General features: G+C 34.5%; 19 protein-coding genes. 7 read left to right on the forward strand and 12 right to left on the reverse strand.

Annotated features, from left to right (window positions below):
* Window positions 1–199 precede the first annotated feature (199 nt).
* The 4 genes from leuS to L1994_RS04850 are packed head-to-tail and all read right to left on the reverse strand — an operon-like array spanning window position 200 to window position 6,146.
* On the reverse strand, window positions 200–2,968 hold the full coding sequence (gene leuS, locus L1994_RS04835) for a leucine--tRNA ligase (protein WP_422656656.1): 2,769 nt from the start codon (window positions 2,966–2,968) through the stop codon (window positions 200–202).
* Window positions 2,969–3,022: 54 nt separating this feature from the next.
* The gene (locus tag L1994_RS04840; RefSeq protein ID WP_278100554.1) at window positions 3,023–4,948 is read right to left on the reverse strand and encodes a PINc/VapC family ATPase; all 1,926 of its coding nucleotides are present in this window, start codon (window positions 4,946–4,948) and stop codon (window positions 3,023–3,025) included.
* Between the two features lie 34 nt (window positions 4,949–4,982).
* Entirely contained in the window at window positions 4,983–5,342 is a 360-nt protein-coding gene (gene hisI, locus L1994_RS04845; RefSeq protein ID WP_278100804.1) for a phosphoribosyl-AMP cyclohydrolase, read from the reverse strand.
* 12 nt (window positions 5,343–5,354) lie between these two features.
* Window positions 5,355–6,146: an A24 family peptidase gene (locus tag L1994_RS04850; RefSeq protein ID WP_278100555.1), complete on the reverse strand. Its 792-nt coding sequence runs from the start codon at window positions 6,144–6,146 to the stop codon at window positions 5,355–5,357.
* A 348-nt stretch (window positions 6,147–6,494) separates the two neighbouring features.
* Between L1994_RS04850 and L1994_RS04855 the strand changes: the two genes are divergently transcribed.
* Genes L1994_RS04855 through L1994_RS04870 form a run of 4 tightly spaced genes read left to right on the forward strand, consistent with a single transcriptional unit; the run spans window position 6,495 to window position 12,164 of the window.
* Window positions 6,495–7,103 (forward strand): hypothetical protein, encoded by a 609-nt coding sequence (locus tag L1994_RS04855; protein ID WP_278100556.1) that lies wholly within the window; start codon window positions 6,495–6,497, stop codon window positions 7,101–7,103.
* A gap of 19 nt (window positions 7,104–7,122) precedes the next feature.
* Window positions 7,123–10,227 carry an ATPase, T2SS/T4P/T4SS family gene (locus L1994_RS11900; protein WP_341275808.1) on the forward strand — a complete coding sequence of 1,035 codons (3,105 nt, stop codon included), beginning with the start codon at window positions 7,123–7,125 and terminating at the stop codon, window positions 10,225–10,227.
* Window positions 10,220–11,143, forward strand: coding sequence for a type II secretion system F family protein (locus L1994_RS04865; RefSeq protein WP_278100557.1), 924 nt, complete (start codon window positions 10,220–10,222; stop codon window positions 11,141–11,143). The genes L1994_RS11900 and L1994_RS04865 overlap by 8 nt, the downstream gene beginning before the upstream one ends.
* A 4-nt stretch (window positions 11,144–11,147) precedes the next feature.
* Complete coding sequence (locus L1994_RS04870) at window positions 11,148–12,164, forward strand: type II secretion system F family protein (RefSeq protein WP_278100558.1); 1,017 nt, start codon at window positions 11,148–11,150, stop codon at window positions 12,162–12,164.
* Between the two features lie 479 nt (window positions 12,165–12,643).
* Here the strand turns inward: L1994_RS04870 and L1994_RS04875 are convergent, their stop codons facing one another.
* A complete protein-coding gene (locus tag L1994_RS04875) occupies window positions 12,644–13,474 on the reverse strand; it encodes a PAS domain-containing protein (RefSeq protein ID WP_278100559.1) in 831 nt (276 codons plus the stop codon).
* Between the two features lie 282 nt (window positions 13,475–13,756).
* Window positions 13,757–14,062, reverse strand: coding sequence for a ferritin family protein (locus L1994_RS04880; protein ID WP_278100560.1), 306 nt, complete (start codon window positions 14,060–14,062; stop codon window positions 13,757–13,759).
* 114 nt (window positions 14,063–14,176) lie between these two features.
* Between L1994_RS04880 and L1994_RS04885 the strand changes: the two genes are divergently transcribed.
* On the forward strand, window positions 14,177–14,620 hold the full coding sequence (locus L1994_RS04885) for a hypothetical protein (RefSeq protein WP_278100561.1): 444 nt from the start codon (window positions 14,177–14,179) through the stop codon (window positions 14,618–14,620).
* Window positions 14,621–14,674: 54 nt separating this feature from the next.
* Here the strand turns inward: L1994_RS04885 and L1994_RS04890 are convergent, their stop codons facing one another.
* Complete coding sequence (locus L1994_RS04890) at window positions 14,675–15,283, reverse strand: phosphoribosylanthranilate isomerase (RefSeq protein ID WP_278100562.1); 609 nt, start codon at window positions 15,281–15,283, stop codon at window positions 14,675–14,677.
* A gap of 147 nt (window positions 15,284–15,430) precedes the next feature.
* Here L1994_RS04890 and xth point away from each other — a divergent pair, with 147 nt between their 5' ends.
* Window positions 15,431–16,204, forward strand: a complete 774-nt coding sequence (xth, locus tag L1994_RS04895; RefSeq protein ID WP_278100563.1) for an exodeoxyribonuclease III — start codon at window positions 15,431–15,433, stop codon at window positions 16,202–16,204.
* Window positions 16,205–16,371: 167 nt separating this feature from the next.
* Here xth and L1994_RS04900 read toward each other — a convergent pair whose 3' ends face one another.
* On the reverse strand, window positions 16,372–17,289 hold the full coding sequence (locus tag L1994_RS04900) for a beta/alpha barrel domain-containing protein (protein ID WP_278100564.1): 918 nt from the start codon (window positions 17,287–17,289) through the stop codon (window positions 16,372–16,374).
* Window positions 17,290–17,549: 260 nt separating this feature from the next.
* On the opposite strand from L1994_RS04900, the gene L1994_RS04905 reads away from it, so the two are divergent.
* Entirely contained in the window at window positions 17,550–18,623 is a 1,074-nt protein-coding gene (locus L1994_RS04905) for an AI-2E family transporter (RefSeq protein ID WP_278100565.1), read from the forward strand.
* A gap of 714 nt (window positions 18,624–19,337) precedes the next feature.
* Here L1994_RS04905 and L1994_RS04910 read toward each other — a convergent pair.
* The 4 genes from L1994_RS04910 to L1994_RS04925 all read right to left on the reverse strand — a co-directional run bounded on the left by L1994_RS04910 (window position 19,338) and on the right by L1994_RS04925 (window position 24,102).
* A complete protein-coding gene (locus L1994_RS04910) occupies window positions 19,338–20,357 on the reverse strand; it encodes a ketopantoate reductase family protein (protein ID WP_278100566.1) in 1,020 nt (339 codons plus the stop codon).
* A gap of 175 nt (window positions 20,358–20,532) precedes the next feature.
* Window positions 20,533–20,874, reverse strand: a complete 342-nt coding sequence (locus L1994_RS04915; RefSeq protein WP_278100567.1) for a DUF1622 domain-containing protein — start codon at window positions 20,872–20,874, stop codon at window positions 20,533–20,535.
* A gap of 36 nt (window positions 20,875–20,910) precedes the next feature.
* On the reverse strand, window positions 20,911–22,281 hold the full coding sequence (locus L1994_RS04920) for a rhodanese-like domain-containing protein (RefSeq protein ID WP_278100568.1): 1,371 nt from the start codon (window positions 22,279–22,281) through the stop codon (window positions 20,911–20,913).
* A gap of 33 nt (window positions 22,282–22,314) precedes the next feature.
* Window positions 22,315–24,102 carry an SLC13 family permease gene (locus L1994_RS04925; protein WP_278100569.1) on the reverse strand — a complete coding sequence of 596 codons (1,788 nt, stop codon included), beginning with the start codon at window positions 24,100–24,102 and terminating at the stop codon, window positions 22,315–22,317.
* Between the last annotated feature and the right edge of the window lie 390 nt (window positions 24,103–24,492).

Here is a 24,492-nt window from a genome sequence, read left to right on the forward strand (position 1 = left end):
TTTTAAGAAACTATTTGCTATGAAAGTCAAAAATCCCTGATAGACTTTCATCATTTTTTATGTGATGAAAAACGCTCATCATGAATGTTTCACATGAAAGTTACTTCGTAATTTACATGAAATTGTTGATTGAAATAGAATTTCATGAACATTTTTTATGAAAATCAGAAAAAAAGAAATTGAGTTTTTTTTTTGGTTTTTACTCAATAAGAATTGCCGGCTTAAATGGCAGTGCCATACGCGCTTTTTGATGAGTGCTTTCATCAGAATTTACAATATTTACAGGAAGATTGTATTCTCTCTCAATAAATTCCTTTGTTGACTCAAAAACTGCCTTTTCATCAATACCAGATTCAACAATTCTGGTTACAAGTTTGGGCGGCAGTTTGTGAATTAAATTTGTAATCTGCTTTACAGCATCTGTTGTCTCTTTGCCGCGTTTCTTCATGGACTCATCTTTCATAATTTCCTGTATGACCCTGTTTCTATCAGAAGTTTGTGCAATTGTCTTAAAGACATCATATTTCCAATTAGATGATACAAAGAGAGTAATTGAAGATGAATCTATCTGGATGAGTTTCAGGATTGATTCAATATCTTCAACCGTTCTTGTCAGAAGCTCTTCTGAAAGTTCAATCCCAACATCCACTTTATTACTCTCACATACAGGCCAGTTAGCAAATGCAATATTTCCATTATTGCCGGATATCTCCCAGAGCCTCTGGCATGTGAAAGGAATGAATGGTGCAAGAAGCCTTATCCATATATTATTGATATCTTTAAGAACAGATGAGCCTTTAACACCTTCCGGAAGGCGGCGGCGATACCATTTCAGGTCTGTTTCAACACCAAAATATGCTTCCTGAAGAGCCTGCCTTGTCTGGAAAGATGAAAGTGCATCGGTTGTATTTGTAATACGCTCCTGCATCCTTGATAAAAGCCAGTTGTCAATCGGATATTCATCTTTAAATTCTAAGGAATCATGAATTGTATTCCAGAATCTGTCTATTTGTTTTCTGGTCGATGATACAAGTTCACTTCTCCAGTCAAAGTCCTGCCATGGTTCGGCACTGCCGACAAGGAACATACGAACAGTATCAGCGCCAACATCATTGACTGCATCCTCAAGAAGAATCACGTTTCCTTTGGATGAGGACATCTTTGCTCCCTCTAAAAGACCCATTCCAAAGACTACCATACCTTTTGGCTGTAAATCTTCTGAAAAAATTGCATTGTGATGGAATAACTGGAATGTTAAGTGATTAGAGATCAAGTCTTTTGCAGAGAAGCGGAAATCGTAGGGATACCAGTATAAGAATTCTTTTCTTAAGTCTTCCACTGTCTCTTTTGGAAGAGGTAGTGATTCTGAATCTCCTTCACCTTTAAAGACATAATCAAATACCTCCGGCGTTAATTTTTCAGCCTCAATCTTCAGGAGCTTATGAGCGATTGTATAAAACGCCATGTAAATAGTAGAGTCAGAGAGTGGTTCAACAAGCCAGTTTTTGTCCCATGGAAGATGTGTTCCAAGGCCAACCTTTCTTGTACATGCCCAGTCTTTTAACCAGTCAATTGTTCTCTCAAACTCTGTTCTGACCTCTGAAGGAACAAGATCTATTTTATCAAGCTGTTCATGAATCTGTTTTTTCCATTCCTGATCGCTGTACTGCAGGAACCACTGATCTTTTAAAATTCTGACAAAAACACGGCTTCCGCACCTGCACATAACATCTCTGTTGTCGAAGTCATACATAACAAGAGAACCGTACTGCTCCAGCATAATTGCCGCAAATTCATCACGTGCAAATTTGACAGGTTTTCCGCCGTACTGTGGAAGCATTTTTCCGCCTGAAAATTCGGCACTGTAAATTTCCTGAGTAAGTGTTTCCATTCCGGGATCATTTTGATCTGTTATACCGGATTTTTCAACAGCATCCATTGCCGGAAATTCCCCGTATCCAGGAACAGTGATAAGTGAAATTGGTTTAATTTCAGTATATTTTCCCTGATTTTGAAGATCACGGAGTGCAATATAATCAAAAGGAGCATGGGCAGGAACACTCATTACAATACCTGTTGCCATATCAGGATCAACAAATTCAGCAGGCAGAATTTTAACATTCCCACAGAACGGATGTGATACAGTTTCATCAATAAGGCTTCTTCCTGATATTTCGCCTTCTTCTGTTATTTCATGTTCCTGAAGTGAAAGTTTTAATGCCGCTTCCGGTGATAAAATCCATTTTAAACCATCAAGTGTTACTTTTTTATAGGTGACATCAGGATTTATCCAGAGGTTTGTAACACCATATGTTGTTTCAGGCCGAAGAGTTGCACATGGAATTTTGTATTCTCCCCAGTTAAACATCACAAGAGTGAATTTTACAATTTCAGCTTTTTCACCCTCTAAAAGATCATGATCTCCTACAGGATTATCACACTGGGGGCAGTACTTGACAGGATGTGCACCTCGAATAACCCTGTTTTGCTCCATTAAATGCAGATACTGCCACTCAATAAATTTGCTGTACTGCGGATATACTGTTGTGAACCTGCGTCTCCAGTCAATTGAAAGTCCGCATGAGCTCATGACTCTTTCATACTCATTGCTGAAGTACTTTACAATCTCCATCGGGTCAACAAATTTATTTAAAATATCCTCAGGAACGCGGTACAATTCCCGATAAAGCCTGGTTGTTTTTTCATCGCCGTTTGCAATCCTTTTCGAGATTCCAATAACAGGAGAGCCTGTTACATGAAATGCCATAGGAAAAAGAACATGTTTCCCCTGCATCCTCTTGTACCGTGCAATAACATCCGGCACGATATATGTTCGCCCGTGACCGACATGCATAGCACCGCTTGGATAAGGATAGGCAACATTCAGGTAAAATTTCTCTGAATCGTTAGGATCGACCTCAAAATCCTGTTTCCATGATTCAAGACATTTATTTTCATAATTTTTCATATCATATTTACTCAATCTGTATCACTCCGTAGTTTTTTGAAAAAAAAATTGTTTTTAGACAGGTCTGAGTCTGATTTCTTCTCCATCATTATATCGGCGAATCATTTCCATCGCTATGCTGTTGTTTTTGGACATATGAATTTCACCCTGATCGTTTACTGTTGCTGTAAAAAGGTATTCTTTTCCGCCAAAAACATCAACAATTTTTCCTTTATGCTCTTTTGCCATAATTGACAAAAATTTTTTGTCAACTTTTATCTCAATTCCGTTGCTGTTAGCAGAGGATGAGGGAAGTTCAGGTTCAAGCGATGATGTTTTTTCCACAACCTGCTCTGTATTGTTGGTTCTTGAAAGTTCGCTTCTTGGACGGATGTCTATTCCAATGCTTAATTTGTTTACAATCGCTGCAACATTTTTGCCGCCTTTTCCAATTGCCGCAGGAACATCCTTGTCATCAATATAAACAACTGCCTTGTTTTCATTCTGCATTTTCACTTCAACTGAACCGTCAGTAAATCGTCCAATTTCTCTTTGAATTTCTCTTTCTACAAGTTTTAAAGAGATATCTTCATCCGGAAGGGTGATGCTTAATACTTCGGAAGTTTCAGGTTCATCTGCAACAGGGAATTTAAGGACAATAGTTGCACCATCATAGCAGAAAATTTCTGATTCTCTCTCTTTGTTATCGCTATTTACAACAGAAATGACAGGTCTTGATGCAATATCATCATCCTCATCAGGAATGCTTTCAGGTACTTTGAATTCAAATGAAACATCATATATCTTTGAAATATCCCCGTCTTTTATTGAGATGATAGTGTCTATAATCTGTGGAATAATACCAAACTCTGTCTTTCCAATAAATCTCTGAAGTGCATCATGAGCGTCATTTGCATGTACAACGCCAACCATGCCAATTCCTGCAAGTCGCATATCTGCAAATACACCAAAATCTGATGATTTTCTGAGTTCATCAAAGATAACAAAGTCCGGTCTCATCAGAAGCATTACTTCGGATGTATTTTCCATACTTCCCTCAAGTGCTGTGTATTGAGTTATATGATCAGGCACCTGGATATCACGGGGAGCTTCCATAGTTTTTACAGAATACTCTTTTTCTGAGAGATATATTGCAATACTCTGGGCAAGAGTCGTTTTTCCAATACCCGGAGTTCCGGTAATTATAATGCCTTTTCTGCCGGCCAGTAATCTGTTTTTAACAACATCTGCTTTATTATAATCGTCAATATTTCTGTTTACTATTGGTCTTACTGCCGTAATTTCCATACCATCTGAAAAAGGTCTTCTTGCAATTGATATTCTCATAGAGCCAATCTGAACAATTGTAATTCCACGTTTTTCAAGTTCGATGAATCCGTCAGGATCGCGTTTTGCACGTTCAAGGATCTCCTGGGCGATGTGCTTTAACTCATATTCGGATATTGAGTCATCCGATAAGACCACATTTTTGCTCTCTTTTAAGGTTCCTTTTTTGGCAACGGGTTTCGCGCGCTCTTTTAAAAAAACTGCAAGTGTATTTTCATCGAAATAGTTGTCAATCATCAAAGGCGAGAAATCGCCTATTTGTGGCTTTAAATAAATAACGTCAAGCCCTTTAGCTTTGGCAACTTCTGATTGAACGACATCGCTTGTTATGAATTTTGCATCATCATAATCAAGAGCAACTCTTCTTATTAGAGCATCAATTTCTCCGCCGCTTGCAAGTTTAACCTGGTCAAGACTTGGTCTTTCACCAACATATTCTATCTTAATTATCCCTTCGTCTGCAAGTTTTGAGAGCTCCTGAAGCTCTGTCAGGCCGCTAAAACCTATTTCACGTCCCTGGTTGGCCTGTGCTTCAAGTTCTGCTATTACGGCCTCCGGAACAATTATTGTGGCCCCTTTATATTCACCAGATTCCTGTATCATCGAGGTGATGCGTCCATCAATAACGACGCTTGTATCAGGTATAAGTTTCATTGAAAACCTCCCTTTAAAATAATGTATTCAATACCTAATTAGCATATACCTTATCAGGATCAAAAATTTTGTTCCCGACAATTTTTCCATCAACTGTTCTGTAAAAACAACTGTCATATCCGGTATGGCAGGCACCGCCTTCCTGATGCACTTTATACAAAAGCGCATCACAATCACAGTCTATTAAAATTTCTGTTATTTTTTGGACATGACCGCTCTCTTCTCCTTTTTTCCAGATTTTTTTTCTACTGCGCGAAAAATAATGCGCATATCCGGTTTTGATAGTTAATTCTACGGCCTCTTTATTACTCCATGCAACCATCAGTATCTTTCCTGTTTTGTTATCCTGGACAACAACGGTAACAAGTCCGTTTTTGTCGTAATTTATATCCAGTTTTTTATCCATTCAAATCACTCCCATGATAAATTTCATAATTTCATATAGCAAGTCTCCTGCAAATAAGGCAGTAATATAACCAAAAGTTATTGGAATTATAAAGGGAAGGCCGTAAGAAATCCAGACTTTTCCTGAACGTGTATATATATCCAGTTCTTTTTTGTATTCATCCGGATTTCTTTTTAAATCCTGCGTATACATTCTTCTTTTTCCAGAAATCATTCTCTTTACAGATGCTTTAAAGGAAATAAAATTTCTTTGAACACCATTTTCTGTATCTGCAAATTCTTCCATAATAAATCCGAAAGAGTCGGTAATTTTTTTTCCATCAACAGGAAATCCGACAAACATATTGAAGAGTGGAGCCTTATTTCCTTTTGAAAGATTAAACAAAAATATCCCTAATGGTGCGGCCAGATTTAAAATCACAGCATTTATCAAAACTGAAAGCGGAAAAAACGCAATTACAGGATAGCCAAATATTGGTTCAAGAGGATATAACGGGACAAGTGCTGTAATAAAAATAAATGCCCATGCATCAGCACCTCCAAAAAGATGAAGGTATGCAGATGATATGTAAAACATAACACACAGCATTGCCGTGAGAAACAGATATCCAAAAGCAATTCGTAAATCTTCCAAAAGGAGAACTGCATAAACCCAGCATGACATTGGAATACCAATTAAAAGCATTGGGTACCAGGTCTTAAAAGGAACTCTCCTTTCTCTTAAATCAAGTAATGATGCATATAATAATGTGATTATTATCGCTGCGGATGAAATAAGAAGCGGTTCTATCATGAATATTTAACATTGTATGCCACACTTTTTATGTCTGACGATGATTTGACAGTTTGAAAGGATTGTGGTGGTGATGTTTTTCGTTCACTCATTGCAGTATATTTATCAGAATTTCTGTTTATAATGTAAAACATGATTGTGATCTGGATGAAATAGTGCATGAATTATTCATTTCATGAATGTTTTTGAAAAAAATTATTGGAATAGATATCTTCAAATGTGATGTATTGGATAAAAACATATTGAAATAATAATACAATTTATGATGATTATCTTATTTCTCCAAAATTCATCAATACATTTTTATTTTTAATAAATTGCACAGGAGACATATGAGCAGTTATGCAAATGGCAGAGCTTTTTGAAAAAGCAATAACCAACTCAAAATATTTAGGGGATTTTGAATACGGCAAACTCCTGGATTATATTGATGATAAAAATTTAAATGCTGTTGCCACAAATGACAATAAAAAAGGAAGTATAATTCTTATTTTTGTTGACGGTGAAGCAGCAGGTGCGGCACAAATTGATGATTATGGTATGCTTTACGGTGATAAGGTAATTTATAGTCTGGATAAGTCAGGGACATTTAAACTTTATACCACTGAGAAAAATTTAGCTGATTCTCTTGCTGCAAGAACAAGGATTTTTGATAAAAAGTATCTCAAACCTGAAAAATTTTCATCAGATTTACAGGATATCAAAAGCTTTAGTACTAAACCGTCAAAAATAAAATTCATTGTTATAAAGGATGAAAAACCACTGACAGGTGTCAAAGTAATATTAAAAAAAGACAATGCCCCCGGCACATATGATTATACCTCTTTTGATGGAAGTTGTGGTTTTGTTTTGCAGGGCGGAGATTACCTGTGCACTATTATTGAAAATGAGGAAACTGAACATTCATATCATATAAAACTTGAAGGGAAAAGCACAGAAATAACAATTAAATTATAATTATCGGAGTGTGTTTAATTTGAAGGAGAAAAAAAGAGGATTTAAAAATTTTTTAAAAAAAGATAAGAAAGAAACGGATTTCATAAATTTTGAAACTAATTCTCTTATAAGTAATGAAAGAATTAGTGATGAAAAAGATGATTTAGAAGATAAAACAGGTTTTTTTTTAAAGAATAAGAACAATTCACAAAACGGTGATTTAACAGATCTCATTAATAAACTGCAATCACAAAAAACAAGCGGGGAATTTATAAGATCAGATATTAAAAAGGACATAAAAAAAGAAGAATCTGATTCTAAAAAAATAATTAAATATCCGGAAACCTTCGAGGAAATAACTGAATTTGAGCCTATAGCTGATACTGAATTAAACATAACAGATGCTGAACTAAATATTGTTGATACTGAGCTGAAGAATAATGAACAAAATGAACTAAGAAAAGATTTGAAGAATAAAGAAATTTCACACTCTGCAATATCAAATTCTGACCTGTCTAATATTTTGTCAAGAATAAAAAAGACTGAGAATATTGAGGATAGACTGGAAAATCCTGAAAATATGTCTTCATATAAAAATGGAATAAATCATAATGATCAATATAATCAATACAATAAAAACACTGAGGATATTGAAAATGGGGAAAATACAGAAAATACAGAATCCGGATCAGACCTGAAACGAATATTAGGGAGAATAAAAAATGCTGAGAAAAGAAAAGACAATATCCCTGAAATTTCGGTTATTCCTGATAAAAATAATCAGACTGATAATATAGAAATTCCCAGGAAAGATGAGATTTTAAAATCCAAAGAAGATAATCTTGAAATTTCGAAAGAAAAAATTAATGAGGAAAAAAATGCTGATGAGCAGATTATTCAAACAAGAAGAACTGATTCAACCCACTCATCTGACAATCAGGCTGAAGAACCGGATGATAGCTCACAATTTGAATCTTCAATAACTTTTGAGAAATCAAAAGAATTAGATGAGGCAAATGACCAAAATGGTCAAAATGAAAAAGATCGACAAAGTAATGTTTCGGCAACAAACAAATCTGAACAAGATTTGCCTGAAGTTACTTTTTCAGAATCAGAAAGAGAGAACGAATCCTCAAATGAAAAATATTCTGTAAAAAAATACAACGCCAAAAAGACACAATGGTCACAGCCGGAAAAAGAAGAAGATGATATTTTAGAATCAACAGATGATCCAGAAATTAATTCCAATCAGACTAAACCTTCATATCCTGCCAAAAAAACAATCTGGTCTGATGGCGATTTGGAAATTGATGAAAAACAAGCAGGAGTTAAATCTGTAAATGAGATTGATAACAGCTATTCCGGACTAATTCTCCCTGAAGGTGCAACCTTTGAAATTGAAGAGTTCAGAGCAAAAACATTAAAAGATGGAATTGATTCTGAAGATCACGAATTGATTCTCTCAAAAATAAATAAAATTTATTCAGAATATTTTCCACCTATTGACCTTGAACAATTAAATAAGCTTGATTTAACTGAAATAACTGAAAAAAAGCCGAAAGAAAAGAAAGGATTTTTTAAGAAAACAAAGACTGATAAATCTGAAAAAATTGAATATAACCCTTCTGTTCATGGTCCTGTAGTTGATCTGACTTTTAATGAGGCGGAAGGTGTTGAGGAGGTTGATTTATATCCTGTAAATGAACCATACGCATATGTCAGAATAGTTTTTGACAAAAACACGAACGAATACATCTATAAAGTACTTGAGCCTGTCTTAAATCCGGCAGAAAAAAAATTTTACAGGGAAATCGAACAGCGTCTTTTTGAAACTCTTGATGTTAATACTAAAGAATTAACAAAAGAGAAAGCAGGCGAAATCCTGAAAGATTCTGTTGATGAAATCATTTTGGATTATGGAATCAAATTAAATCCTGCTGAAAAGGCAAAACTCGTATATCATATCCACAGGGAATTTTTAGGTGACGGATTAATTGACGCAGTCATGCATGACAAGTATATTGAAGATATATCCTGCGATGGTCTAAATACACCTATATTTGTATTCCACTCAAATTATGAATCATTACAGACCAATTTATTATACAAAGACACTACAGGTCTTGATTCATTTGTTACAAAACTGGCTCAGAAAGCCGGAAAATACATCTCAATTGCTGAACCCATGCTTGATGCAACAATGTCTGACGGATCACGTATCCAGATGACTTTGGGAACCGAAGTTACAGCTCATGGTTCAACATTTACAATACGTAAATTTAAAGATGAGCCAATAACTCCAACAGATCTTACAGAATGGGGCACTTTTTCTCCTCTTTCTATTGCATACATCTGGCTTGCAGTAGAAGCAGGAAAGTCATGTATATTTGCCGGTGGTACAGCGTCTGGGAAAACAACATCGCTTAATGCAATATCCCTGTTTATCCCGCCGCTTGCAAAGATTGTGACACTTGAAGATACCAGAGAATTAAAACTGCCACATTTAAACTGGATTCCAAGTGTTACCAGAGAATCATTTGACAAGGATGGAAAAGGCTCTATTGATATGTATGAACTTTTAAGAGCCGCACTTCGTCAAAGACCTGAGTATATTCTTGTCGGTGAGGTAAGAGGTGCAGAGGCACAGACACTTTTCCAGGCAATGAGTACAGGCCATGTTACATATGCAACAATGCATGCAGATTCAGTTGCAAGTGCAGTTCATCGAATCGAAAATCCGCCTCTTAATGTTCCCAGAAATATGTTAAGCTCATTAAATCTTATGAGCGTTCAGGTTCAGGCAAGAATAGGAGGTCAGAGAATAAGAAGAAACAAGCAGTTAATTGAAATACTGGATATCGATCCAAGGACAAAGGAACTTATAACAAATGAAGTTTTCAAATGGCATCAGTCAACTGATGAAATAAGGTATTCAGGAAAATCATACATTTTAGAAGATATAATGGAATCACGCGGCTGGGATGAAACAAGAATGGTAGAAGAGCTTAAAAGACGCCAGGAAATTCTTGAATGGATGAGAATTAAAAAGCTTAGAAACTATAAAGATGTCGGAAAAGTACTGATGTCTTATTATCGCGATTCAGAGGCTGTGATCAAACTTGTAAGAGAGGATTTGTATGAATAGTTACGAACGGTTCTGCTTTAATCTTCTTGGTGAAAGAGTACAAAAAAAAAGAGATGACTATAGTTCTCTTCGGAATGAAATGCTTAAAGCCAGAATGAAAATTTCATTTGAAGCATATCTTTCAACAGCATATGTAAGTTCAGTTTTTGCCGGATTTTTTATGGCGGCAATAATTGGTATGATTACTTTTATCTTCAGACTTCCTGAACTTATTGTTTACAGAGGAAATTTACCTGATATTTTTTACGAATTAAGTCAGTTCAGTCTTATAATCGGAACAATTTTAACAATAATAATATCTCTGATTATCTTTGGAGGCATTACATATGCAATATTTCTGGTTTATCCGAGCATTCTTTCAAGCGACAGAAAACGAAATATTGATGCAACACTTCCGTATGCAATTAACTATATTACTGCAATGTCAACTGCCGGAATCACTCCGGCAGAGGTTTTCAAACTTCTTGGTGAAAGTGAAATTTATGGGGAAAGTGCGGTTGAGGCACGCTATATCACAAGAGAGGTTGAAATATTTGGAAAAGATCTTCTTGAGGCCTTAAGAACAGCAGGACAATACACTCCCAGTGACAGGATGAGGGATTTTTTGCAGGGTTGTGTTGCAAGTATCTCAAGCGGCAGTAACCTAACAGAATACTTTAGAAATAAGTCCGAGCAGTACACCCGTGAAAACAGACTTGAGCAGAAAACTTTTCTGGAAACTCTCGGACTTATTTCAGAATCATATGTGACTGCACTTGTAGCAGGAACTTTATTTTTAATAATTCTTCAGTCAATTATGTCATCAATCAGCGGTGATTCAAATCCCGTTTTCTTATATGCCGTTATATACGGGATAATTCCTCTTGGCAGTATAATGTTTGTGATATTAATTGATTCGATGACTCCGGAGGCCTGATTTTATGAGTATTTTTAAGAAAAAAGACACTGGAGAAGATAAGAATATAAAAAGTAAAGATGATGAGCAACAGGAAGAAATTCTTGAGAAAATAGAAGTCAGGAGAAAAAAGAGCGAAGGTTTTAACCGGATATTTGAGCACCCTTTTTTGGTTTTAACTGAAAAACCGGAGAATATTCTTCTCGTGTCAATTCCACTTGCTCTTTTATTCTTTTTAGGAGGAGTTACAACCACAGTAATGCAGTACGGGTTAATCTCTCTAATAAAATCTACATTTATTGATGATTTATTTGTATTTGCACTTATCATTGCACTTTTGCCCTTCACAATTCTGGATTTAAAAGAAGCAATGCGCAGAAGAAGTATTGAGACTGCTCTTCCAAATTTTTTCAGAGATGTTGCAGGAATGAATGAGAGCGGGATGACTCTTCCAAATGCAATCAGCACAGTCTCAAACGGGGATTATGGAAAACTCACTTCATATATCAAAAAAATGAATAATGAAATTTCATGGAATATTCCTTTTATTGAGGCAATTTTCAGATTTGGTGAGAGTCTTGGAACACCTCTTGCAAAAAGGAGTGTTGATCTTGTTGCAAAGGCAAGTTTAGCCGGAGGAAATGTGAGCGAAGTCTTAAAAGCCGCTGCAAACGATTCTTATGAGTTCATCAATCTGGCAGATGAACGAAGAAACAATATGATGATTTATGTGGTGATTGTACTGGTGTCATTTCTTGTCTTTATGGGTGTAATTGCAATTATGACAAGCACTTTTCTTGAAACAATGGCAAATGCAGGTTCTGCTGTCCAGGGCTCAGGCAGTTCAGGTCAGTCTCTTTCTTTTGGAGGGAATCTGGATATGGACTTATATAGACGTATATTTACACATGCATCATTAATTCAGGGGTTCTTCTCAGGTCTTGTGGCAGGTCAGATGGGTGAAGGCAGAGCTGTTGCCGGATTGAAATATTCTATTATCATGATGGCTATTGCGTGGGTCGCTTTCAGATTTATTATCTGAATATTTTTTTAGACTTTTTAAAAAATTTCCTGATTGGATTTACACTTCTAATTGGTAGAATTTATTTTTTTCAAATCAGATATTTCTCCAGTTTAAGTAGAATTAATTAAAATTTCGAATTTAAAATGGTCAAGATATTCAAAACGAATAGCTTGATCGTTTTTATTAGCAGAATTTAAAAATAATTCTTTTAACTAAAATCAATTTGGAGTAGATTTGTCACGAAAATCTTAAATTTTTGATCTAAATGTCAAAATTTAAAAAAAGATTTTCATCGTTTTTTGTGTGATGAAAAAAGCTCATCATGTGCGTTTGTTATGAAAGTCTAAAATCCCTGATAGACTTTCATCAGTTTTTGTGTGATGAAAAAAGCTCATCATGTGTGTTTTACATGAAAGTCACTTTGTAACTTAAATGAAACTGTTTTCATGAAATATAATTTCATGGATGTTTTTATGATAAATTGATTATGATTAATTTTATTCTTCCTTTTTCAGTTCAGCATATTTTTTTATAAATTCTCTGATATTTTCTGCTTCTTTCCAGCCAATATCAATCTCTTTTAATTTCCTGTCAATTTCTATTGCCTGATTGTATACAATTCCTGCTGTTTCTCCACCTTCCAAATCAGTTACACCAACAATTGTCTGAAGAGGATTTCTGATATCTGCGTTTAATTTTTCAAATTCTTTTATATTTCCCATGAAAACACCAAGATTTTTAACAAGCTCCTTTAGGTTTTGCTCACTTTCTTTTAAAGCTTCAACAGATTTTTTGTAATCTGTGATGTCTTCCATAATTATTGTAAATCCTGGTGTACCATCTGTAAATACAGTGGGAATAATTTTAATTTTAAAGTAAAGTGGTGAATTATTTTTAATAATAGTTATCTCTTCATTGATCTCACCAGTTTCTGCCGCTTTTTTGACATAATTCTCTATATTTAAATTAAAGTCATTAAAAAGATCATGGCAGTTCATCCCTTCAGGTTTCTTTACTTTTGAGTCAATAAGCTCTAATAATTTTTTATTTGCACTTACAACATTGCATTTGTCAGATACAAGCAGTACTGAATCTGACGTAAAATCCATCATCGTAAACATTGGGACTCTTTTGGACTGGTAAAAAACTTTTGCCTGACCATAAGATTCCATATCCACCTGACCCAAAAGCAGCATTAATTCCAGATAATGTCCAACTGATATTCTATTTATTCCGATTGCTTCAGATATCTGTTTGACAGACATGCCTCTGGGATTTTCTTTAAGGACTTCAAGTATCTTTGAAAATTCCTTATGATCATCAACCATGATAATCTTTATATCGTTTCATTAAAAAGAAGTTTACTATTGGAGTGCATTCAAATACTTATGATCCTGTCTGAAGTGATTTGCCATTAAAATCAAAATTCCAAAAAGAGATAATCCTCAGTTACTGTGTGATGAAAATGCACATCATATGGATTTAACATGAGAATCACGTTATGATTTAAATTATAGGATGTATGAAAATTTGTGTAAAACAAATGTTTTATCAAAAATTTTTTTAAAAAAAAAGATTTTTAGAATACAGAGTTTTATTTTTTCATCTTTTTATTTTTTCATCTTTTCGATTTCTTCTTCGACTTCATCTGCTCCTTCTTTGTAAAATTTCTCTTCATCAGGAGCGAGTTCATGAAGAAGTCTTAAAAATTCGCCGGCGTGTACACGTTCTTCATCGGCAATATCAATCAGAACTTCCTTTGCAAGTTCATTGTCGATTGACTCTGCAAGCTGCATATAGAGTTGAATTGCCTCATATTCAGCAGAAACCATAAATCTGATTGCTCTGATTAACTCTTCATCGGTTAATTTACGGTCATTTTTTAATCCTGAAAATGGATTTCCGAATTCTGGCATTTTTTTTAACCTCGAATATTTCTTGTATCTCTACAACGTATATATTTTACGATTGAGATCAAACTGATTTAATAAGGTGCAAAATATATTCTTTTGCAGGAGATTTTTAAGTTTATGAAGAAAAGAAGTCTTGATGCCTTAAAGGGAGAAAACCTTGAAGATAAGTTAAAAACTATTGGAATAATTAAAGGAGAAGAATCAGACGTATTGGAACTTGATAAACTTGGTAAAAAATATGGTCTTGAGATAATCCTTTATTTTGAAAAAGATCTGGCAATTAATTCCACTTATGAAAAAGATCTTATTGACTTTAAGTATGAAGATGAATTTGGAAGACCATTTATCAGCGCTGAGAGATTTCTAAAGTTTGGTCAGGAAAATGATCCTACTTTTGAAAACCGCCTGACTGAATTTCCTCTTATGATAACAATTGCTGAATTTGGAGAGAGAATTAATGATGATGGCAGTAAAAAGAACTATATTAAAGGTCTGATGCCGTTTTTAGATGAATTTGATGTTGATAAAGAGCCTGGACCGGTTATTGGCGACAGCAGTTAAAAACAATTTAAAAAATAAAAACTGATTTAGACAAAATAGTATTATTCCCGATTGTTAATCTTTAAAATAACCCTTTTTTATTTTAATACCTGGAAGTCTTCCACAGGCTCTTATGAATTCCAAAACCTCAAATCTGTTTTTTATACCAACTTTGTCTTCAACTCCCGAACACACATCCACAGCATAAGGTCTTACAGATGTTATTGCTTCAGACACATTTGATGAATTAAGCCCGCCTGCCAAAATTACGGGCATATGCGACTTTTTTACTATTTTTTTAGCATATTCTGCATTATAGGCTTTTCCATTGCCGTGCGATTCATCAACAATTAAAGCATCACAGTCATCAGGAATTTCAGATTCGCTCCCAATTACTCTGATAAGCCGCCCTCTAAAAGTATCCGGAATTTTACAATTCGTTGAAATTTGGATTGCATCAGGATTTAGAGAAATTATCTCATTTAGTTTTTCATATGAAGTCGTGTGTGTTACAACGACTTTTATTATAAAAGGGCCAAGAGCTGAAAAAATTTCATCTGCTTTATCAATTGAAATATTACGCTTTGACTCTTTGGATATAACAACACCTATTGCATCTGCCCCTGCTTCTTCAATGAATAAAGCATCTTCCACATTTGTAACGCCACATATTTTTATCCGCATTTTATCATCTTCCAATATAGCCTGATATCTATTTATTTTTGTTAATTATGATAGTTATTAATGGGATAAAAAATGAAGTGAAAATAACAAGGAAATAAAATCGGACAGTGATAATTTCAATAGCAAAGAAAACAAAGGATTGAGTAAATGACAAGTAAAAAAATTATTTCATGGAATGTTAATGGAATAAGAGCTGTTGCAAAAAAAGGGTTTTTGGATTTTATATCTTCAGAATCACCTGATATTTTGTGCATACAGGAAACAAAAGCACAAGAAGATCAGCTGACATCTGCAATCAGACATCCAAAAGGATATTACTCATATTTTTCTTCTGCAGAAAAAAAAGGATACAGCGGAGTTGCAGTCTATACAAAAGATGAACCAATTAGTATCAGAAAAGGATTTGAAAATCCTGAATTTAATAATGAAGGAAGAATTTTAATTTTAGAGTATTCAGAATTTTATTTATTTAATATCTATTTTCCAAACGGCAAGATGTCAAAAGAGCGTCTTGATTATAAGATGAAGTTTTATGATGAATGCCTCTTAGAAGTCGAAAAACTTCATAAAAGCGGTAATAATGTAATTATTTGCGGTGATGTGAACACTGCACATAAAGAAATTGACCTGGCAAGACCGGCTGAAAATTCCAAAATTTCAGGGTTTTTGCCGCAGGAGAGAGATTGGATTGACAGGCTTTTGGATTCCGGCTTTTTGGATACTTTCAGGATTTTTACAAAAGAGCCGGGATATTATTCATGGTGGGATCTGAAATCAAAAGCCCGCGACAGAAACGTAGGATGGAGAATAGACTATTTCTTTGCAAACAAAGAGGTAAAAGAAAAAATCAAAGATGCTTCAATAATGTCTCACATCTATGGTTCTGATCACTCCCCTGTGCTTCTTGAGATAGATATCTGAATATTTAATTAAATTATGTAGTTCTGATAAAATTACACGAGAAATTTACATTTGTATCATAAACTAAAATATATTTTTTAAAAGTTTGCAGATAAAAAATCGGTTTTAAAAAAATTATTTATGAATAAAAGTTTTATATATTTTTTGATTATAATTCCCTGATATTATTATTCGCCTTCATATATTTTAAGTGCAGTTTTAACATCAGCATTATCAATTGTAATTGCTGAAATTGCATTGCACATCCTTATTGCCTCAGAAAGTGATTTTTGATGGATATTTCTTCCGGTTGCATTTCCTGATGCACCACCTGTGTGTATCTGATCATAAAGCTGGGTTAAGAATTTCTCAGCAGAAGTACTGGAACCTCCGGCGCACACAAGACCTGTGTTTCCGGCCGCAAGTGATGCTTCCTTTAAAAGTTCGGCAGAGTTAAAACCCTCTTTTTTAGGTGCATTTACTTTAACAAAATCAGATCCAAGTGTAGCTGCGGCACCTGCAGCACCGGCAATAAGATGTGGGTCTTTTTCATCTTTTACAGCAGTTCCGCGCGGGTAAATCCATAACACTACTAAAAGTCCGTTCTGATGGGCATCCCAGATAAGTTGTGCTGCCTCAGCAAGCATCTGATCTTCATATTCGCTTCCAAGATAAATTGTATAGCCTATGCCTCTTATTTTAAGTCCGCTTTGATCACGCAGTTTAACGGCCTTTTCAACGCTGTAAAGCATTCGGCTGTGAGGATCTTTCTGATTTGTTTTTACAAGATGAGTCTTGGAGTTCATTTTTAGAAGATAGTTTATATCACTATATTTTTTTCCATACCTTGCTACCAGACCTGGCTGTGCGGCAAAAACACCTATTTTACTGCTGTTTGCAATTTTGAAGAGATGTTCGGGACAGGCATCATCAATGTGAATATTATCTCCGTAAAAATCGTCATTTAAATGTTCAATTTTTTGATCCCCTGCAAAAAGCATGAGTCTTTTAGTCCCGTGTGTTATTGCTCTGTAATTTTCGATATATGTTGCTTTGGCACTTTCCGGAACATCGGCCGGAACATCAACACTAAACGTATCAGACATATATATTCCTGGATTTACCAAATAATAAAGTTTGTTGGATTTGTTTTATTAAGGAGATATATTTCTTTTGTCTGAGATAATTTTTTAGACAGTCACCAGTTTGTAAGATTGAAGGTTCATAAAATTAAGTTTTAATCCATTTTTTTCATTTGATTTATTCTTTTTAATTTTAGTGATTAAAATCTAAAATCAAAAAATCTGATTAGGTTTTAAAAAAAGAGAAAAGTAATAAAAATATACACATCCTATTGGGTGATGAAATGTTTTTTTTTGATAAGAGTGATGCTTTTTTGAGGTATCTTTTAATTGGCGCATTAATAATGGTAATACTTGTTGGAATGAATATTACATCATATCTCATCAATATGATTGTGATATCTTTAATTCTTGCAATGCTTGGAACACCTGTATTTTATATTCTAAAGAAAAGAGGATTTTCTGATATTGTTTCTGTTGCGGTGATAATGGTTATTTACGCTTTAATAGTTCTGGGTTTTGTAATATTAATCTTTGAATCATTTAATATGCTGATTGTAAATCTTCCAAAATATGAAGAGCTTTTTACATACCGTATTAACGACCTGCTTGATATTTTAAAAAATTTTGGATTTACAACTGAATCACTGTTTAGTTTGACTCCTGACTGGAGTTTAATTTCAAAATTAACGCTTATGATTGCCGGTAGTGTTTCGGCGTTGTTGATGGATGGTTTTTTTATTGTTGTAATTACGTGTTTTCTTTTGCTTGAAATACCTGCACTTCCCGGAAGAATTATAAAAATAACCGGAGGCGATGATAAATTAACAGGCCAGTATCAGGAAATGTGCAACAGTATGATTGGATGGATTGTTGCCAAAACCAAAACCAATCTTGTTCTTGGAGGAGCTTTTGGGGCGATGCTTTATGCAATGGGGATAGATTTGGCATTATTCTTAGGAGTTTTAGCTGTTGTCTTAAGTTATATTCCATACATAGGGCTTTTAATTGTTGCAGTGCCGGCAGTAATCCTTGCATGGCTACAGCTTGGTCTTATTGGTGCAGTAATTGTTGTTGTAGGAATCTGTATAATCAACGCTATTGTTGAAAACATCGTATTTTCAAAATTTGCTGAAAAAGATATGAATATGCCACCTCTTGTTGTAATTTTGTCACTAATTCTCTGGACATGGGTTTTAGGACCAATAGGGATGCTGATATCTGTTCCTTTTACAATTATGATTTTAATTGCGTTTAGATACATTGAATGCACAAAATGGATACCTGTTATTCTTGGAATGGATGAAAAAAGACCGTATGAGGATGAAAAAGCAAATTCTGATAAAGAATCTGTATAGTTTTTCTGTGAAATAATCCTGAAAGATTCATAGAAAACTTTCATGAAATTATATTTCATGCACCGGTTTCATGTAAGTTACAGAGTAACTTTCATGTAAAACCCGCATGATGAGCTTTTTTTCATCACACAAAAATCCTGATAAGTTTATCAGGGATTTTAGACTTTCATAACAAATTCATTAGTAACCTGACTTTGCCACTTGGTCTTTTGAAGTGCATTATTCCCAAAAATGTCAAAAATAATCGTTATTGAATTTGACAGTTGGGACATATTTGCATGCAAAACATCAATTTTATTTTTATAATGCCAAAGTCATTTAGAATTTAAGCCCAGAATGATGCTATTTTTGGTAACATTTTCAAAAATTCCTGGAACTGTCAAATTTAATTCTTGCACAATATAATGAATTTGAGTGATGTGGCAAACTTAGGTAGTAATTTTTTTTGAATGCTTCAAATAAAAGTATAATATATAACTAAAACCGTCTGAATCTGATTTTTACAGCAAATAGCATTTTATTCGGCACCAATTTTTTCAATAAGCATTTTCTAAAAAAGTTTTAATTTGTGGAGGTCTTTTTTTTTGATTGGATGATATAGCTGTGCCTGTATCGGGGTAACCTTAATTTTTTACGTGTCGGACACGTTTTTATTTAACAGGGTATTATGGCTTCCCTTATACTGACACAATAAAAAATAGCATTTTCCGGTATTTATTGATCCTGCGTGCACTGTGAAAGTGAGACTTTATTCTCCTGATATTTTATAAGACTGCATATGCAGGAATTAAAAGGGGTCTCAATTTTTTGTTCTTTTCCAAATCTGACTACTGCACCATTGATAAAATCTATCTCTGTTTTTCTATTCAATTGGATATCCTGATACATTGAAGTGTATGCATTTGAAAAGGAAGGAATCAAAATGTCAAAGAGATAATTAAGGTAATCTTCCGGACCCGCCCACTTTGTCGTTATTTTTTTGGCAGACATTACCAAAAACGTCTCTTTTATTAGTCCGGTAATTAAGGATTTTAAATTTTCATCAAGAACATCGCCTACAGGAATTGATAAAAGAGCCGTTAAAGGATTTACAGCAATATTTAGTAGAGATTTTTCCCAGATTGCACTGCGTATATTTTTTGATCTTTTAGCATTTATTCCGGATTTTTTAAAAATTTCAATCAATTGTTCCAGTTCAGAATTATAATCCGGGATAGAATTATTATGAGAGTTTTTCCGGAATTCACAAGGATAAATTCCAAGTTTTAGAGGTTCACTTTCACTCATTACTTTTACAAAACCATCTTTTGGTGAGCTGAAATTTGTTGTAATTGTGGCGCCTATTATATTCTCTGCATATTTTTCGATTATCTCCTCGTTTCCGATTCCGTTCTGGATGCTTACAATTATATTGTTCTTAAATAAATTCTGATATTCCTCACAGATTTTTTCAGTGTCACTGCTCTTTGAAGTTATAATAATGAAGTCAAATTTTTTGTTATCGGAGGGGATTAATTCTTCAAAAAGCTCATCTGACTTTGTATAGCATCTGATATCATGAATAATTTCCTCACCCCAGATTCCTGATTTATACAGGCCTTTTTGTGAAATTGCATCTGCATGTCTTTTTCTGCATACAGCAGAGACATAACAATTTTTTGACAGCATTCCTGCAATTGAGAGTCCCACTGCACCAGCGCCGAGAATCATTATTTTTGGTTCTTTGGATATCATTTTGTGAATAGTTATTCTGTTTAATGAAGATTATTTTTTGTATAATCCGCAATTGTTGTAAAAATTACAAAATAAAGATTTTTGTATTAACAATTTCTATAAAATTTGTTTAAATTCAGATTATCGGGTACGTGAATAGTATTTTTTTAGACAATAATCTGAAATTTTTATCCAATTAAGAATCTATATTAAACATCACTGCTTCTCTTTCAAGGAAATATCCGAGAATCGTTCTTATTAGCACTGTTACTGCAAGAATTATCAGTTCATCCTGTGTTGGAGATATAACAGTCATTAATATATCTGAAATAATCAGAAATTCAAGGCCAAGAACGATTTTTGTTGTTAAATCTATCCTTATCTTTCCATATGTCAAATTTGTTTTGTTAAGTTCACGCAGAACAATTCTGAATGTAGCAATTCCTCCTCCATATACAATAATTGCGGCGCCTGCTATTTCAAAAAAAAGAACAACAAGTTGTATCGCATTAGAAACGGGTATAAGATCAGCAGTCATAAAATAAAATCCGGTTTGTAGATAAATTAGGTTTTTTCAGGACTTTAAAAATCCTGCATTTCTATAGCCTGTAATTCCACCTGCTGCGTTATAGACATATTTAAAGCCCTTTTGTTTTAGTATAGAACATGCAATGCTTGAACGGTGTCCAGAACCGCACATTGCAATTACAGGTTTTTCCGATTCAAGTTTTGTATATTCTGTTCTAAGATCCATTCCCAAAATATTTATTGCGCCTTTGACGTGGCCTGCATCAAATTCATCCTTTGAACGAACATCTAAGAGGGTATACCCCTCTTTTGTAATTTTTTCATGTACTTCCGCAGGTGAAAGCTGATAAATATGCTCCGTTTCATATCCAGACATTACCCATGCGTGAGTACCGCCTCTTAAATATCCAAATGCTCTGTCAAGACCAACTCTTCTAAGCATTACTGTAGCTTTATCAGCCTTTTTGGGATCATTTGTCACTAATAAAATATCCTTGTCAGGCGGTAATATCCAGCCTGCAAAAGTTGAGAAATTTCCACTTACATCAATATGATAACTGCCGGGGATATGCTGACCACCAAAAGTAGCGTAATCCCTAAGGCTCACAATAATTGTATTGCCCTCCTGCGATTTTTCTCTGAAATCTTTCGGACTCATGGGTTTTGGACTGGAAAGAGTCTTTACAAGTACAGGCCCTTTTCTGTTTATGTCACTGCATCTTGCAAAATGATCTGGTGCAGGGGGCATATCTTCTGTAAGTGATTTTACAAACTCATTAATGTCTTTTATTAAAAGAGCAGGATTGTGTTGTTTTTCATATCCAATTGTTGAAAACCTCATAGAACCCATTGCCTTCCCGCACAATGAACCTGCACCGTGTGCGGGAAGAACAAAGCAACTATCGGGGAGTTTCATCACTTTATCATGGAGATTATGGTATAGTTTTTCTGCAAGCTCTTTGGCCCTGCCCGGAAAAAGATCTGGTCTTCCTACATCATTTACAAAAAGCGTATCGCCGGTGAATGCCAAAACCGGCTCTTCTCCTCTTGAAAGATCTGAGACTGCATAAACAAGACAGTCAGGAGTATGACCCGGAGTTTCAAGGACATGGAATTTCATATCCTCAATTATGAATTCGTCTCCCTGTTCTACTGCAACATGCTTAAAAGTGCAGTTTCCTGCCTTCGGAGCATAAATTTCTGCTCCTGTTGCATCTGCAAGATCAAGATGTCCTGATACGAAATCGGCATGGAGGTGAGTTTCAATAATGTGTGTAATTCTGAGTCCTTCTTCCTCGGCAGCCTCTAGATACCAGTCAATATCCCTGCTTGGATCAACAATTGCACATGTTTGATTTCCCCCAATAAGATAGGAACTGTGAGCAATTTTGTCAATGAAAAATTGTTTTAACAGCATTGTTATTACCTCTGTCTCTTACAGACCAGTAATTTATACAAATAATATATAAATCAATCCTACAGAGATTGCAATAAATAACATTGTCATGACGCTTCCTGCCCTGATAAAATCAGAATTATTGTATCCTCCCTGACCCATTAGAAATGCATTTACCTGGTGTGTTGGCAGAATAAATGAATTTGAAGCACATACAGCTGTCAAAAGTGCAAGTCCGCGGGGATCAATTCCTGAATCAACTCCGATTAATATTACAAGAGGAACCAGAATTACTGTTGCCGCAACATTTGACATAAAAAGGCTGAAAAAGGTTGCAAGAGCTCCAATAGCAATAAGAATCAGTAAGGGATTTCCTCCTGTGGCAAAATTTGTAATATTTTCAGCAATAAATGACGCTGTACCTGTATTTTCCATTGCTATTCCAAAAGGGATCAGTCCGGCAATCAAAAAAACAGTTCTCCAGTCTACTGCTCTGTAAGCCTCATCAATGTTTAGAACTCCAAAAAGCACCATTGCTATTGCACCGGTAAGAAGAGAAAGTGAGAGAGAAACTCCTGCAAAGGAAAGTCCTATACCTCCAGCAAAACAAAGAACAGCAACAAGTGATTTGGACTGCTTAAGTTCCTTTTCTTCCAAATCATGCAAAAGGAGGAAATCACCGTTGCTACCGGCTTTTCTGATGCTTCCCCATGATCCGTATACAAGAAAGGAATCGCCGGCATTTAATTTTGTTTCTGAAAAGTCATATTTAAGGTCCTGATTTTTTCCTGAAAAAACGATAATCTCCAGTCCATACGTATTTCTGAATGCAAGTTCTCTTATTGTTTTTCCGATAAGCTTTGAACGTGGTTTTAAGATTATCTCGGCAAAACCTGCATTTTCTTCTCCTGTCAACTCGTCCAGATAAGATGTTGTTATGGCAGTTTCAAGTCCAAATACATTTTTGAAATTTTCTACATTTTCAGAAGTTCCAAGGAGTGTCAGAATTTGCCCCTCTGAAAAAACAGTATGTCTCCATGGCGCATATGTAATATTTTTTCCATCCTTTAAAGCAAGTAATACAAGTGAATAATTGTTAAGGCCCAAATCTTCGCGTTTAAGGCCGATCAATGGTGACTTTTCAGGAATGTAAAAATGATATTTTTGTTTTGGAAGATTCCAGAGTTCAAAAAATTTATCTTTTTCTGATTGCTGGCTCTTTTCAGAATCAGTATTTGGAAGTACGTATTTGCCTAAAAGAGTAAAATATGTGATTCCTGATAAAAGAAGGCATAAGCCTATTGGAGTTACTGAAAAAAAATTGAAAGGTTCAAGGTTTCCCTGTTCTAAAAGATCATTTAGCAAAATTAAGGGAGATGAGCCGATCATTGTAAGTGTTCCACCAATAATCGCAGAATATCCCATCGGCAGTAAAAGCCTTTTTTTAGATATCTTTGTTTTTTTGGATATTCTAAGAATTGCCGGAAGGAAAAGTGCCGCTGAACCAATATTTTGTATAAATCCCGAAATTATACCAACAAATCCGGAAATTATTCCTGTAATTCTGCGTTCATCATCTCCGCCAATGTTAACAATCTTTCGTGATAATTTTATCATTAAACCTGTTCTGTCAATTCCATATCCAAGAATCATTACAGAAATAATAGATATTACAGCATTGCTTGCAAACCCTGAAAATGTCTCGGCAGGTGTTATAAGTCCAAGCCACCCCAGTGTAAGCATTACAATTATTGCAACAACGTCGACTCTTAATGCCTCAGTTACAAACAGAATTACCATTATGAGAAGGATTAAACATATGATGATTATCTCCGGAGTCATGTCAAATCACAGATTGAATTCTTTGTAATTTTTTTATTTTTTTATTGGACTGCAGATAAAATGTTGAATTTATGAAAGTTTCCAGTCAGATTGTTGTTCCATAATCAGAATTTTTTCTTTTTCTTAAATTATGTATAACTGATAATGAAATTATTCCTGAAAAATTTATTTCACGAATGTATTTCATTCAGATATTTACCAATATGATTCCTGTAATCTTTATAAGGTATTTATATTCAGGTAAAGTCTTCAAGATTAATAATAGTTTACAAAAATATAATTGCCGTAATTCACAATAATTAAATTATAATTACAGATGATGCAATTTCTAAATTATATTTTTCCAGACAGATATCTGTCAGATTTTTAGTAATACGATTTTATTTAATT

The organism is Methanomicrobium antiquum (genome assembly GCF_029633915.1).
Lineage (GTDB): Archaea > Halobacteriota > Methanomicrobia > Methanomicrobiales > Methanomicrobiaceae > Methanomicrobium > Methanomicrobium antiquum.

What these genes read in the sequence shown, in the direction of transcription:
- leuS (WP_422656656.1), bottom strand. Translation starts at nt 2,968, where the DNA reads ATGAAAAATTATGAAAATAAATGTCTTGAATCATGGAAACAGGATTTT.
- L1994_RS04840 (WP_278100554.1), bottom strand. Translation starts at nt 4,948, where the DNA reads ATGAAACTTATACCTGATACAAGCGTCGTTATTGATGGACGCATCACC.
- L1994_RS04850 (WP_278100555.1), bottom strand. Translation starts at nt 6,146, where the DNA reads ATGATAGAACCGCTTCTTATTTCATCCGCAGCGATAATAATCACATTA.
- L1994_RS04855 (WP_278100556.1), top strand. Translation starts at nt 6,495, where the DNA reads ATGGCAGAGCTTTTTGAAAAAGCAATAACCAACTCAAAATATTTAGGG.
- L1994_RS04865 (WP_278100557.1), top strand. Translation starts at nt 10,220, where the DNA reads ATGAATAGTTACGAACGGTTCTGCTTTAATCTTCTTGGTGAAAGAGTA.
- L1994_RS04870 (WP_278100558.1), top strand. Translation starts at nt 11,148, where the DNA reads ATGAGTATTTTTAAGAAAAAAGACACTGGAGAAGATAAGAATATAAAA.
- L1994_RS04875 (WP_278100559.1), bottom strand. Translation starts at nt 13,474, where the DNA reads ATGGTTGATGATCATAAGGAATTTTCAAAGATACTTGAAGTCCTTAAA.
- L1994_RS04880 (WP_278100560.1), bottom strand. Translation starts at nt 14,062, where the DNA reads ATGCCAGAATTCGGAAATCCATTTTCAGGATTAAAAAATGACCGTAAA.
- L1994_RS04885 (WP_278100561.1), top strand. Translation starts at nt 14,177, where the DNA reads ATGAAGAAAAGAAGTCTTGATGCCTTAAAGGGAGAAAACCTTGAAGAT.
- L1994_RS04890 (WP_278100562.1), bottom strand. Translation starts at nt 15,283, where the DNA reads ATGCGGATAAAAATATGTGGCGTTACAAATGTGGAAGATGCTTTATTC.
- xth (WP_278100563.1), top strand. Translation starts at nt 15,431, where the DNA reads ATGACAAGTAAAAAAATTATTTCATGGAATGTTAATGGAATAAGAGCT.
- L1994_RS04900 (WP_278100564.1), bottom strand. Translation starts at nt 17,289, where the DNA reads ATGTCTGATACGTTTAGTGTTGATGTTCCGGCCGATGTTCCGGAAAGT.
- L1994_RS04905 (WP_278100565.1), top strand. Translation starts at nt 17,550, where the DNA reads ATGTTTTTTTTTGATAAGAGTGATGCTTTTTTGAGGTATCTTTTAATT.
- L1994_RS04910 (WP_278100566.1), bottom strand. Translation starts at nt 20,357, where the DNA reads ATGATATCCAAAGAACCAAAAATAATGATTCTCGGCGCTGGTGCAGTG.
- L1994_RS04915 (WP_278100567.1), bottom strand. Translation starts at nt 20,874, where the DNA reads ATGACTGCTGATCTTATACCCGTTTCTAATGCGATACAACTTGTTGTT.
- L1994_RS04920 (WP_278100568.1), bottom strand. Translation starts at nt 22,281, where the DNA reads ATGCTGTTAAAACAATTTTTCATTGACAAAATTGCTCACAGTTCCTAT.
- L1994_RS04925 (WP_278100569.1), bottom strand. Translation starts at nt 24,102, where the DNA reads ATGACTCCGGAGATAATCATCATATGTTTAATCCTTCTCATAATGGTA.